We start from the raw sequence: 13422 nt of genomic DNA, 5'->3' as shown, positions 1-13422 counted from the left end.
TGACTTTTTTTATTTCTTAATAATCTCGTCTAAAATCGCTTTATTTTCGAAGTTGATTACTTTTAAAATAATTTCTTGGTTTTTAACTGTTTTTCCTTCAATGATATATAATTTTCCTTTTTTGAACGGAACATTACTTTGGTCAAAATCTACATCTCCGTAAGTTAATGTATTTTTTATATCTGTAGTATCAACCCATTTTTCATTCAAAGTCTGGATTGCTTTATCAGAATATTGAAAAGGTTTTGTGCGTAAATTATTTAAAACTCTGGCGTTCGGGAAGTAGTTGCAACGTGTATCTTTTCCACTAAAAACAAGGGCTACAAAAAAGCATCCCATAATCAAACCAATCAAATAATAAGCAAAACGATGTACGAACTTCATGAAATAATTTTTTTGGCAAAGGTACATTAAAGTTCCTTTAAAATACAAGTAAATTAATATCGTTATCAGGCAAATCAAACCATTCGCCAATTGCTTTATTTGTTAGGATTCCGTGGTATAAATAAATTCCGTTTTTGAGGCCTTTATTGCATCTGATAGAGTTTTCCAGACCACCATCATCTGCTATCTGAAGTAAATATGGAGTTAGTATGTTACTTATTGATAATGAAGCAGTTTTAGAATATCTTGACGGTATATTTGGTACGCAATAATGAAGAACATTGCTTTTAATGAAAGTCGGTTTTTCGTGTGTTGTGACTTCTGAAGTTTCAAAACACCCTCCGGTATCAATACTAACATCGACAATTACAGCACCTTTTTTCATATGTTCCACCATAGTTTCTGTAACGACAATCGGGCAGCGTTCTTTACCTCGCATAGCACCGATTGCAACATCACAACGTCTTAACGCTTTTAATAAAGCTTTTTGCTGTACTGTTGATGTAAAAATTCTTTGGTTTAAATTATTTTGCAAACGACGTAATTTAGTAATCGAATTATCAAAAACTTTCACATTTGCGCCAAGTCCAATGGCAGTTTTAGCGGCAAATTCGCCTACAGTTCCAGCGCCTAAAATCACAACTTCGGTAGGAGGGACACCGGTAATATTTCCGAATAATAATCCTTTTCCAAATTCATCTGTAATCATTAATTCGGCAGCTATCAGGATGGAAGCGGTTCCGGCAATTTCACTTAAAGATTTTACCGCAGGATAAGACCCGTCTTCATCTTTAATATATTCGAACGCTAATGCAGTTATTTTTTTTTGAGCCAAAGCTTCAAAATATTCTTTCTTTTTTGTCTTTAACTGAATAGCAGAAATGATAATCGTTTCAGGATTAATCATTTTAATTTCAGTCAAAGTTGGCGGTTCAACTTTAAGTAACATCGGGCAGCCAAAAACCTTTTTGGTGTCTTTTGTCACTTCTGCACCTGCATCACTATATTCCTTGTCAGAATAACTTGAACTCTCTCCGGCACCAGATTCAATCATTACACGATGACCTTCATAAGTAAGAGAATTAACAGCGTCTGGCGTAAGGCAAATACGACGTTCCTGATAACTCGTTTCTTTAGGTATTCCTATGAAAAGTTCTCTTTTAAATCGGCCCACTTCAAGTTTTTCTTCTTGTGGTAACAATTGTTGTTTCGTAAATGGAGTTAAGGTAATTGACATGGGTTGTGCAAAAAATTAAGAGTACAAATTACGTAAAAAGTTTTAAAATTAGTGCAAATATTCTGCTAATACTCAAAGTCTATATTAAGAGATTGTTTTTTCCATTTTTATATCGGCTCTTTCATAACTGACATTTCCTAAAGGAACTTCAACAAAACCAAATTTTTCATATAAATGAAGAGCAGGAAGCAAGATTCTGTTTGAATATAAAAGCAGTTTTTTAATGTTGTATTCTTCGGCAACAGATATGCTATGAACCAGTAGTTTATTTCCAATTCCGAGACCTTGTGCTTTGTCTGAAACGGCCATTTTACTTAGTTCGAAAGTATCATCATCAATTTTCATTAAAGAAACTGTTCCAAGGATTTCATCATTATATTTAGCGTAAAAAATCATTCCGCCTTTATCGATAATTTCTTCCTGCGGATTTGAAAGTACCAATTCATCTTTTTCCTCAACTCTAAAATACTTTTGAAGCCATTCTATGTTTAAGATTTTGATGTGTTCTTTTAAATCCGGTGAAAAAGGGATTATTTCTACTGTATTTTGGGCATTCATTTTAATTTTTGTTGTTTCACAGAGATTCGCGGAGATTTCACAAAGTTTCACAAAGTTTTTTTTAAATATTCTTTGTGTTTCTCTGTGAAAAAACTTCACGAATCTCTGTGGAATTTTAAACTAGCTCTAAGCTTCTTTTTCCATCTGCCAATAACTCAATCGTAACAGTAGAATGTTGTTCCGGAATTAAACTGGCAATTTTTTCAGACCATTCAATAAAACACCAATTTCCGGAATATAAATAATCATCAACACCCATATCAAGCGCTTCGGTTTCTTTGTTTAACCGGTAGAAATCAAAATGATAAACGATTTGATTGTTAGAAGTGTAGTATTCATTAACTAAAGAAAAAGTTGGGCTGCTTGTGGCATCCTGAACTCCTAAACTTTTGCATAATTCTTTGATTAAAGTAGTTTTTCCGACACCCATTTCGCCATTGAAAAGAATGATTTTTTTTGGATTTGAAGCTGTAATTTGCTCCGCTACTTCCTGAATTTGATCTAATGAAAAAACGATATTCATTGTTGTATTTATTTTTATAATAGTCTCAGTCGCGGTTTTCAGTCTCAGCTAAAAACTGAAAACTGCGACTGAAAACTCTTTTTATTTCGGATTAAAAACCAAAAACGGAATAATCATTTCTTCTAATGAAATTCCGCCATGTTGATAGGTATTTCTGTAATAACTAACATAATGATTATAGTTGTTTACGTAGGCTAAAAAGAAATCATTTTTAGCAAAAATAAACGAACTACTCATATTTATAGCTGGTAAACCAATATCTTTTGGTTCTTTTACAACGTACACATCTTTTTGCTCGTAAGTTAAACTACGACCGGTTTTGTAACGCAAATTTAAGCTTGTATTTTTATCTCCAACCACTTTCGATGGGTTTTTTACATTAATTGTTCCGTGATCTGTGGTCAGAATTAATTTGAAACCTAAAAGTTGTGCTTGTTGGATAATTTCTAATAGAGGAGAATTTTTAAACCAACTTAAAGTCAATGAACGATAAGCCTTATCATCAGATGCAAGTTCTTTTACAACTTCCATTTCGGTTTTGGCGTGCGATAGCATGTCTACAAAATTATAGACAACTGTAACTAAATCATTTCCCTTTAAAGCTTTGAAGTTCTCAGCCAGTTTTTTTCCGCCTGCGTAATTCGTTATTTTAAAATAATCTTCTTTAATGTTTAATCCTAAACGTTTTAACTGAGCAGAAAGAAATTCGGCTTCGTAAAGATTTTTTCCGCCGTCTTCAACATCATTTTTCCAATACTGTGGAAATTGTTTTTCCATTTCGATAGGTAATAATCCAGAGAAAATTGAATTTCTGGCATATTGAGTAGCTGTTGGAAGAATCGAGAAATAAGGAACTTCTTTTTCTAATTTATAATAGTTAGAAACCACGGTTTCAAAAGATTTCCACTGATCGTAACGCAAATTGTCAATGACAACAAATAAGATTGGTTTGTCTTTTTTCTTAATTTCCGGAACCACTAACTCCTTAAATAAGTTGTGAGATTGAATTGGCTTATCTGCTTTTGGAGCAAACCAGTCTTCGTAATTTCTTTCGATAAATTTTCCAAATTGAGAATTCGCTTCAACCTTTTGAGATTCAAGGATTTCAATCATCCCCTGATCGTTGATATTCTCTAATTCTAATTCCCAGAAAATCAATTTTTTATACAATTCAACCCAGTCTTCAAAAGAATTAACCATTGCTAATTCCATTGAAATTTTACGAAATTCCTTCTGGTAATCTAATGTCGTTTTTTCAGAAATCAATCTTGAATGATCCAGATTCTTCTTCAAACTCAATAAAATCTGATTAGGATTTACCGGTTTTATCAAATAATCAGCGATTTTAGAACCAATCGCTTCTTCCATTATATATTCTTCTTCACTCTTAGTAATCATGATCATCGGAATGGCCGATTTTTTTTCTTTCATTTCCGAAAGCGTTTCCAAACCGCTCATTCCCGGCATATTTTCATCCAAAAAAACAATATCAAAATTGTCTTCTTCAAACAAAGCAATAGCATCTAAACCGTTGTTACAAGTAGTTACAGCATAGTTTTTTTTCTCTAAAAATAATATATGTGGCTTTAAAAGATCGATTTCATCGTCGACCCAAAGTATTTTTATCTTGTCCATAAACGTATTTTAATTTTTATGCAATTTAGAAGTATAGAACTTAAAAAGTATTAAAAATAGTATAAAATTCAGAATAATAAATACTGTTTTTAGATTAAAACAATTAGGTAGTTAGCAATTGGAATTTGTTTTTTTATATTTTCGTAAAAGTAGGAAGAATAATTTTTTTAAGAATAAAAAACATGATAAACATCGATGCTGCAGTTTTAAAGCCGAAACAACATTTTGAGATTTTAGACGGGTTAAGAGGCATAGCTGCTTTGGTAGTTGTGCTTTTTCATTTTATGGAAATGGTTTATGTCCCCAAAGAAAATTTCTTCGCCCATGGTTTTTTAGCGGTTGATTTTTTCTTTTGTTTATCCGGATTCGTTATTGCTTACGCGTATAATGACCGCGTTGAAAAAATGGGAATTCTTGAATTCTTTAAATCAAGACTTATCAGATTACATCCTTTGGTGGTTTTTGGTTCGGTATTAGGTTTACTGGCTTTCATTTTTGATCCTTTTAGCGTTCAATCAGAAACTTACGAAGCAGGAAGAGTTATTTTGATATTTTTGACTTCTATTCTTTTAATTCCTTTTCCGGTAATGGCAGAACGCTCCTTTAACCTTTTCGGCTTAAATGCTCCTGCCTGGTCTTTATTTTGGGAATATGTTGCAAATATTTTTTATGTTTTATTTCTTTATAAGCTAAGCCGTCGTTGGTTATTTCTATTAACGATTCTAACAGCTGTTGGAATTTGTTTTGTTAGTTATCGTGCTGGAGGTTCCCTGATGGGCGGATGGGGTGATGCTAGTTTTTGGGATGGCTGTGCCCGTATTTCGTATTCATTTTTGGCTGGAATGTTGATTTACAAATCGAATTGGATTATCAAATCAAAACTGGGTTTTGCAGGTTTATCAATACTGTTTTTGTTCTCGTTGTTAATGCCTTTTTCTGACTGGAACTGGCTTATAGAACTTTTAATTGTGTTGTTGTATTTTCCTTTATTAATTGTATTGGGAGCCGGAGCCACACTAACACAAGGATTTAGAAAGGTATGTGTCTTTTCCGGGAAAATTTCTTATCCTTTATATATGACTCATTATATGGTGATTTGGATGTTTTTGAATTTTTATACAAAGTATAAACCAGAAACAAACCAGCTGGCTTTTATTATTATTGCAGGAACTATTCTTTTAGTTGGATTTGCTTATTTAGTAATGATCTTTTACGACATTCCGGTTCGAAAATACCTGACTGACAGAAGAAAGAATGTTTAATTTTGAAACAAATTGTAGGAGTTAGTTAAAAAGTAATTGTTCGAAAGAAATTTTTGCATAAAAATGGTTTTGTGATAGAAAATTGTATTTCTTTTGTAAGATATTTTTCAGGATTTTATAAAATAGAAAAAAATACCTTCCGTAAAAAAGGTTTCTGACTGTATTCTAAATCTTTCTAATTTTAAAATCTAAATTACTTATATTTGTTGACCAAAAAATAACCAAATAGTGACTCATATCAACAAGTTAAAAATATTTAATGACCCCATTTATGGGTTTATTTCAATCCCGAACGAACTTATTTACGATTTAATTCAACACCCGTATTTTCAGCGTTTACGCCGTATTTCGCAAATGGGATTGTCGTATTTGGTTTATCCGGGTGCTAATCATACACGTTTCCATCATGCTTTAGGATGCATGCATTTGATGCAGAAAGCGGTAGAAACTCTTCGTTTTAAAGGAGTTGCTATTTCTCAGGAAGAAGAATGCGCTTTACTGATAGCTATTTTATTACATGATATTGGGCACGGTCCTTTTTCGCATGCAATGGAAAAAAGTATAGTCGAAGATGTGAATCATGAAGCTATCTCATTGTTATTCATGAATCAGCTAAATGAAGAATTTAACGGAAGATTGAGCTTAGCCATTCAGGTTTTTAAAGGTGAGTATCATAGAAAGTTCATGTTGCAATTGATTTCAAGTCAATTAGATATGGATCGAATGGATTACTTAAAACGTGATAGTTTTTACACCGGAGTTGCAGAAGGAAATGTTAATTCAGAACGATTGATTCAAATGATGAATGTGGTTGACGGCGTTTTGGTAATTGAAGAAAAAGGAATTTATTCTGTTGAAAAATTCCTGCTTTCCAGAAGATTAATGTATTGGCAGGCTTATTTGCATAAAACAAGTTTGGTGGCCGAATTAATTTTAATGAAAGTATTGAAAAGAGCAAAAGAACTAACCTTAAAAGGCGTTTCTTTACCTTGCAGCGAACCACTGTTGTTTTTTATGCAGAATAAAGTAGCTTTAGAAGATTTTGATGCCGAAAAATTAGATTTATTCTCTCAATTAGATGATTTTGATATTATAAGTGCTTTAAAAGCGTGGCAAAAACAAGATGATTTTATACTTTCTACCTTAAGTAAAATGATCATTAACAGAGACTTGTTAAAGATTAAACTAAGTGCCGAAAAAATTCCGATGGAAGAATCGCAATCGATGAAAGAAGAATTTGCCGAAGAGCATCATATTTCGCAATTAGAAGCAGGTTATTTTATTTTTAGAGGAAAAATTAAAAACCAGGCATATAGTAAAGAAGCTGAACCGATACGAATTTTGAAAAAAGATAAAACAATTGAAGATGTTGTAGAAGCATCTGATCAGTTGAATTTGAAATCGTTATCTAAATTGGTGACAAAATATTACATCTGTTTTCCAAAACAACTTATCTAAAATTAACATTTAAAATCTATTTTTTATATTTTTGTCGCAATGAAATTTACAGCAGAACAAATAGCAGGAATTTTAGAAGGAGAAGTTGTTGGAAATCCCAATGCAGAAGTTTCTCGGCTGTCTAAAATTGAAGAAGGCGAGGAAGGATCACTTACTTTTTTGGCTAATCCCAAATATATCAATTACATATATACTACAAAAGCGTCAGTAACAATTGTAAATGACAGCTTTATACCAGAACAGGAAATCACTACAACCTTAATAAAAGTAGAAGATGCTTACGCCTCTTTTTCTAAACTTTTGCAGTTTTACAATCAGGTAAAATTGAATAAAACCGGAATCGAAACGCAGTCTTTCATCTCTGAAGGAACTAAATATGGAGAAAATTTATATTTAGGAAGTTTTAGCTATATAGGACAAAATGTGGTTTTAGGTGATAATGTAAAAATTTATCCAAATAGTTTTATTGGTGATAATGTTGTTATTGGTGACAATGTGTATATTTTTGCTGGAGCTAAAATATATTCAGAAACGGTAATTGGAAACAATTGTACTATTCATTCAGGAACTATTATAGGCGCAGATGGTTTTGGTTTTGTACCAGATGAAGAAGGTGTATATAGTAAAGTGCCTCAAATTGGTAATGTAATTATAGAAGACAATGTAGATATTGGTGCTAATACTACAATTGACAGAGCGACTCTTGGTTCTACTATTATTAGAAAAGGAGTTAAATTAGACAATCAGATTCAGATTGCCCATAATGTAGAAATTGGTAAAAATACTGTAATAGCTGCTCAATCAGGCGTTGCGGGTTCTACAAAAATTGGTGAAAACTGTATGATTGGCGGGCAAGTTGGTATCGCAGGACACTTAGTTATAGGAAATAATGTTAGGCTTCAGGCTCAATCAGGAGTAGCAAGAAACATCAAGGATGATGAAGTTTTACAAGGATCTCCATCGCTTGGATATGGTGATTTTAATAAATCATATGTTCATTTTAAAAATCTGCCTAAAATTGTTGCTGAAGTGGAAGAATTAAAAAAACAAATAATAAACCCAAAAAATGGAAATAATGGTTAAACAGAAGACCATCAAGAATGAAATTTCACTAACAGGAGTTGGACTACATACTGGAAAAGAAGTTACAATGACTTTTAAACCTGCTCCAATTAATAATGGTTTCACTTTTGTAAGAGTAGATTTGCAAGGTCAACCAGTCATTGAGGCTGATGCTAATTATGTTGTTAATACCCAAAGAGGTACCAATTTAGAAAAATTAGGTGTAAAAATTCAAACTCCGGAACACGTACTGGCTGCATTGGTTGGTTGTGAGTTGGATAATGTTATCATAGAATTAAATGCTTCAGAACTTCCTATTATGGACGGTTCTTCGAAATATTTTGTTGAAGCGATAGAAAAAGCAGGAATTGAAGAACAAGACGCTAAACGTAACGTTTATGTAGTAAAAGAAGTGATTTCGTTTACTGATGAAGCTACTGGAAGCGAGATTCTGGTAATGCCAAGCGATGATTATCAAGTTACTGCAATGGTTGATTTTGGTACTAAAGTATTAGGTACACAAAATGCAACGATGAAAAGTATAGCCGATTTTAAACATGAAATTGCTAATTCAAGAACTTTTAGTTTTTTACATGAATTAGAATCTTTATTAGAAAACGGACTAATTAAAGGAGGAGATTTAAACAACGCCATTGTGTATGTTGATAAAGAGATCTCTGATTCTACAATGGAAAATTTAAAGAAAGCCTTTGGTAAAGATAAAATTTCTGTAAAACCAAATGGGGTTTTAGATAACCTTACGTTGCATTATCCAAATGAAGCTGCTCGTCACAAATTGTTAGATGTTGTTGGAGATTTGGCTTTAATTGGTGTAAGAATTCAGGGAAAAATCATTGCAAACAAACCAGGTCACTACGTAAATACACAGTTTGCCAAAAAATTAGCAAAAATCATTAAAATCGAGCAAAGAAATCATGTTCCAGTGTACGATCTGAATCAAGAGCCTTTGATGGATATTCATAAAATTATGGCTGTTTTACCACACAGACCTCCATTTTTATTAATTGACAGGATTATAGAAATGTCTGACAATCATGTTGTGGGAATGAAAAATGTTACTATGAATGAAAATTTCTTCGTAGGACATTTTCCGGAAGCACCAGTTATGCCAGGAGTTTTAATCGTTGAAGCAATGGCGCAGACAGGAGGGATTTTGGTTTTAAGCACAGTTCCGGATCCTGAAAATTATTTAACTTATTTTATGAAAATAGATAATGTTAAATTTAAACATAAAGTATTGCCAGGTGATACGTTAATTTTCAAATGCGAATTGATTTCTCCTATCAGAAGAGGAATCTGCCATATGCAGGCAAATGCTTATGCAAACGGAAAATTAGTGACCGAGGCAGAATTAATGGCTCAAATTGCAAGAAAACAATAATATTAAATCAATTTTATTGTTTACGTTTGTTGCCCAAATTAGATTATTTTAATTTAAAATATAAAACTTACAGATGAATCAACCATTAGCATATGTTCATCCTGGCGCTAAAATCGCTAAAAATGTTGTAATAGAACCTTTTACAACAATTCACAATAATGTTATTATTGGTGATGGTACCTGGATTGGTTCAAATGTGACCATTATGGAAGGCGCTCGAATTGGTAAAAATTGTAATATTTTTCCTGGAGCAGTAATTTCTGCGGTACCACAAGATTTAAAATTTGGGGGAGAAGATTCTCTTGCAATCATTGGAGATAATTGTACCATTAGAGAATGTGTTACAATCAACAGAGGTACAGTTGCTTCAGGTCAAACCATTCTTGGAAATAATTGTTTAGTTATGGCTTATGCGCATATTGCACATGATTGCGAAATAGGGAACAATGCAATTATTGTAAACGGAGTTGCTCTGGCTGGTCACGTAGTGGTTGGAAACCATGCTGTAATTGGAGGTTTGGCGGCAATTCACCAATTTATTCATATTGGAGACCATGCAATGATTTCTGGTGGATCTTTGGTAAGAAAAGATGTTCCGCCTTATACAAAAGCTGCAAAAGAGCCACTATCTTATGTTGGAATCAATTCAGTTGGTTTAAGAAGAAGAGGTTTTAGCACAGAAAAAATCCGGGAAATTCAGGAAATTTACAGAATTTTATACCAAAAAAATTACAATACAACTCAGGCTTTAAGTATTATTGAAGCAGAAATGGAAGCTACTCCTGAGAGAGATGAAATTTTAGATTTTATCAGAAATTCATCAAGAGGAATCATGAAAGGTTATTCAGGAAATTATTAGATAAATGTTAAATCGTTTATTTGTTTAATCGATAAACAAATAAACGATTTAACGATTCAACAAAATATTAAATAAAACAAAGTAAAATGGCATCTACATCAGATATTAGAAACGGATTGTGTATTAAATTCAATCACGATATTTATAAAATAGTCGAATTTCTTCACGTAAAACCAGGGAAAGGTCCCGCTTTCGTAAGAACAAAATTAAGAAGTTTAACTACAGGAAGAGTATTAGATAATACATTTTCTGCAGGACATAAGATAGACGATGTGCGTGTAGAGACGCATAATTATCAGTTTTTGTATGCTGAAGGAGATGAATTTCATTTTATGAATACAGAGTCTTTTGAGCAAATTTCTTTGAACAAAAATATTTTAGATGCTCCGGGATTATTGAAAGAAGGAACGAGTGTAATGGTTCAGGTAAATACTGAAACTGATTTACCTTTATCAGTAGATATGCCGTCTTCTGTAATTCTTGAAGTTACTTACGCAGAGCCGGGAGTAAAAGGAAATACTGCTACAAATGCAACAAAATCTGCTACAGTAGAAACTGGAGCAACAGTAAACGTTCCTTTGTTTATTAATGAAGGTGATAAAATTAAAATTGATACTGCTTCAGGTTCTTACATGGAGCGTGTAAAAGAGTAGTTTTTATAAGTTTTTAGTTTTCAGTCGCAGTTAGCAGTTTGTTGATAGATTGAAAACTGAGACTGAAAACTGAGACTAAAAACTAATTAAAAATATGAAATTTCCAAAGATTCATTCTTTACAAGAAATTGCAAATTTGCTTAATTGCGAATTTATTGGTGACCAAAACTTCCCAGTTTTAGGCATGAACGAAATACATGTTGTTGAGCCGGGAGATATAGTTTTTGTCGACCATCCTAAATATTATGACAAAGCTTTACAATCTGCAGCGACGATTGTTTTAATTAATAAAAAAGTAGATTGCCCGGAAGGTAAAGCACTTTTGATTTCTGATGATCCCTTTAGAGATTTTAATACCCTAACCAAACATTTTAGACCTTTTCAGGCAACAAATGTATCTATAGCACTTTCTGCAAATATTGGGGAAGGAACGGTAATTCAGCCTAATACTTTTGTTGGAAACAACGTGACAATTGGAAAAAACTGCTTAATTCATCCCAATGTTACTATTTACGATCATACTGTAATTGGAGACAATGTAATTATTCACGCAGGATCAATTTTAGGCGCTGATGCTTTTTATTATAAAAAACGTCCAGACGGTTTCGATCAGTTAATTTCAGGAGGAAGAGTTGTTATTGAAGATAATGTTGGAATTGGTGCGCTTTGTACCATTGATAAAGGCGTTACTGGAGATACAACAATTAAAGAAGGAACAAAAATTGACAATCAGGTTCATATTGGGCATGATACTGTTATAGGAAAAAAATGTTTGATAGCATCACAAACGGGTATTGCTGGTTGTGTTATTATTGAAGACGAAGTAACTATTTGGGGACAGGTTGGTACAACAAGCGGTATCACAATAGGAGCGAAGGCTGTTATTATGGGACAAACCGGAGTTACTAAATCAGTTGAAGGTGGAAAATCTTATTTTGGTACACCAATCGAAGAATCACGAGAAAAGTTAAAACAATTAGCTAATATCAAAAAAATTCCTGAAATTCTAAATAAATTGAAGTAATATGTCTATAAAAGAGTTTGTACAGAAATTTTATAAGTCGGATGCCTTAATTGATAGCGAAATCATGAAAACTTATTTGCATCCTGATGTAAAGTTAGATTGGAATAGCACCAAAGGATTAATTGAGATGGATTATAATTCTATGCTTGGAATGGCTACTGAATTAAGTCGTGCATATGTACGTTCAAAAGTCAGAATTAGTCATATTATTGCAGAAGATGACTTGGTTTCAATACGTTATTCTCATTTTGTGAAAACGATTGAAAACCCAAGAGAAGAGATGTTATTAGCTCATTTTTCTACAATTTGGCAAATTAAGGATGATAAATTATACCGTGGTTATCAAATGAGTCAATTTTCTTAATTTTTTTGAAGACAAAAAGATTAAAATACATTACAAAACCTTACTTTTGCATCACAATTTTAAAAACTACATAAAATATATATCATGAGTGTTTTAGTTAATAAAGATTCCAAAATAATTGTTCAAGGATTTACAGGAAGCGAAGGAACTTTCCACGCTTCTCAAATGATTGAGTACGGTACTAATGTTGTTGGTGGTGTTACTCCTGGAAAAGGAGGAACTAGCCATTTAGATCGCCCGGTTTTTAACACAGTAAAAGATGCTGTTGATCAAGCTGGAGCTGATACATCTATTATTTTTGTACCACCAGCTTTTGCTGCTGATGCAATTATGGAAGCTGCTGATGCTGGAATTAAAGTAATTATTGCTATTACAGAAGGAATTCCTGTAGCAGATATGATTAAAGCAAATAATTATGTTAAAGAAAGAAATTCCAGATTAATTGGACCTAACTGTCCAGGTGTTATTACTCCGGGAGAAGCTAAAGTTGGTATTATGCCAGGTTTCGTTTTCAAAAAAGGTACAGTTGGTATCGTTTCTAAATCAGGAACTTTAACTTACGAAGCTGCTGATCAGGTTGTAAAACAAGGTTTAGGAATTACTACAGCTATCGGAATTGGTGGAGATCCAATTATTGGAACTACTACTAAAGAAGCTGTTGAATTATTAATGAATGATCCGGAAACTGAAATTATCATTATGATAGGTGAGATCGGTGGTCAATTAGAAGCTGATGCTGCTAAATGGGTTAGAGCTGATGGTAACCGTAAACCAGTTGTTGGTTTTATCGCTGGAGAAACTGCTCCTGCTGGTAGAACAATGGGTCATGCAGGTGCTATTGTTGGTGGTTCTGATGACACCGCTGCTGCTAAAAAACAAATTATGAGAGACAACGGAATTCACGTTGTTGATTCACCAGCTGAAATTGGTAAAAAAGTAAAAGAAGTACTTGGATAATCTCTAGTATTCAAAATAAAAAATTCCAAAAAAAAGTCTCAATA

General features: G+C 32.8%; 14 protein-coding genes. 9 read left to right on the top strand and 5 right to left on the bottom strand.

Features of this window, described 5'->3' with window-relative positions; translation table 11 throughout:
* Window positions 1–9: 9 nt before the first annotated feature.
* From IHE43_RS14535 to IHE43_RS14515, 5 genes are all read right to left on the bottom strand, one after another.
* Complete coding sequence (locus IHE43_RS14535) at window positions 10–384, bottom strand: DUF4258 domain-containing protein (protein WP_192184554.1); 375 nt, start codon at window positions 382–384, stop codon at window positions 10–12.
* A 37-nt stretch (window positions 385–421) separates the two neighbouring features.
* The gene (locus IHE43_RS14530; RefSeq protein WP_192184553.1) at window positions 422–1621 is read right to left on the bottom strand and encodes an alanine dehydrogenase; all 1200 of its coding nucleotides are present in this window, start codon (window positions 1619–1621) and stop codon (window positions 422–424) included.
* 84 nt (window positions 1622–1705) lie between these two features.
* Entirely contained in the window at window positions 1706–2179 is a 474-nt protein-coding gene (locus IHE43_RS14525; RefSeq protein ID WP_192184552.1) for a GNAT family N-acetyltransferase, read from the bottom strand.
* 115 nt (window positions 2180–2294) lie between these two features.
* Complete coding sequence (gene tsaE, locus IHE43_RS14520) at window positions 2295–2702, bottom strand: tRNA (adenosine(37)-N6)-threonylcarbamoyltransferase complex ATPase subunit type 1 TsaE (RefSeq protein WP_192184551.1); 408 nt, start codon at window positions 2700–2702, stop codon at window positions 2295–2297.
* Between the two features lie 81 nt (window positions 2703–2783).
* Window positions 2784–4337, bottom strand: a complete 1554-nt coding sequence (locus IHE43_RS14515) for a bifunctional response regulator/alkaline phosphatase family protein (protein ID WP_192184550.1) — start codon at window positions 4335–4337, stop codon at window positions 2784–2786.
* Window positions 4338–4519: 182 nt separating this feature from the next.
* Between IHE43_RS14515 and IHE43_RS14510 the strand changes: the two genes are divergently transcribed.
* The 9 genes from IHE43_RS14510 (at window position 4520) to sucD (ending at window position 13378) form a co-directional block, all read left to right on the top strand.
* Entirely contained in the window at window positions 4520–5599 is a 1080-nt protein-coding gene (locus IHE43_RS14510; protein ID WP_192184549.1) for an acyltransferase, read from the top strand.
* Between the two features lie 228 nt (window positions 5600–5827).
* Window positions 5828–7057 carry an HD domain-containing protein gene (locus IHE43_RS14505; RefSeq protein WP_192184548.1) on the top strand — a complete coding sequence of 410 codons (1230 nt, stop codon included), beginning with the start codon at window positions 5828–5830 and terminating at the stop codon, window positions 7055–7057.
* 39 nt (window positions 7058–7096) lie between these two features.
* On the top strand, window positions 7097–8140 hold the full coding sequence (lpxD, locus tag IHE43_RS14500) for a UDP-3-O-(3-hydroxymyristoyl)glucosamine N-acyltransferase (protein ID WP_192184547.1): 1044 nt from the start codon (window positions 7097–7099) through the stop codon (window positions 8138–8140).
* Window positions 8133–9521 carry a bifunctional UDP-3-O-[3-hydroxymyristoyl] N-acetylglucosamine deacetylase/3-hydroxyacyl-ACP dehydratase gene (locus IHE43_RS14495; protein WP_192184546.1) on the top strand — a complete coding sequence of 463 codons (1389 nt, stop codon included), beginning with the start codon at window positions 8133–8135 and terminating at the stop codon, window positions 9519–9521. The genes lpxD and IHE43_RS14495 overlap by 8 nt, the downstream gene beginning before the upstream one ends.
* A 73-nt stretch (window positions 9522–9594) precedes the next feature.
* Window positions 9595–10380, top strand: coding sequence for an acyl-ACP--UDP-N-acetylglucosamine O-acyltransferase (gene lpxA, locus IHE43_RS14490; protein ID WP_017497513.1), 786 nt, complete (start codon window positions 9595–9597; stop codon window positions 10378–10380).
* A gap of 86 nt (window positions 10381–10466) precedes the next feature.
* Window positions 10467–11033, top strand: a complete 567-nt coding sequence (efp, locus tag IHE43_RS14485; protein ID WP_035624093.1) for an elongation factor P — start codon at window positions 10467–10469, stop codon at window positions 11031–11033.
* A gap of 94 nt (window positions 11034–11127) precedes the next feature.
* A complete protein-coding gene (locus IHE43_RS14480) occupies window positions 11128–12057 on the top strand; it encodes a UDP-3-O-(3-hydroxymyristoyl)glucosamine N-acyltransferase (protein ID WP_192184545.1) in 930 nt (309 codons plus the stop codon).
* A 1-nt stretch (window position 12058) separates the two neighbouring features.
* Window positions 12059–12421 carry a nuclear transport factor 2 family protein gene (locus IHE43_RS14475; protein ID WP_192184544.1) on the top strand — a complete coding sequence of 121 codons (363 nt, stop codon included), beginning with the start codon at window positions 12059–12061 and terminating at the stop codon, window positions 12419–12421.
* Window positions 12422–12505: 84 nt separating this feature from the next.
* The gene (gene sucD / locus IHE43_RS14470; protein ID WP_007808093.1) at window positions 12506–13378 is read left to right on the top strand and encodes a succinate--CoA ligase subunit alpha; all 873 of its coding nucleotides are present in this window, start codon (window positions 12506–12508) and stop codon (window positions 13376–13378) included.
* The last annotated feature ends 44 nt before the right edge of the window (window positions 13379–13422 follow it).

This window comes from Flavobacterium sp. MDT1-60, from assembly GCF_014844035.1.
Classification (GTDB): domain Bacteria; phylum Bacteroidota; class Bacteroidia; order Flavobacteriales; family Flavobacteriaceae; genus Flavobacterium.
This window is presented reverse-complemented; position numbering and strand designations above follow the sequence as displayed.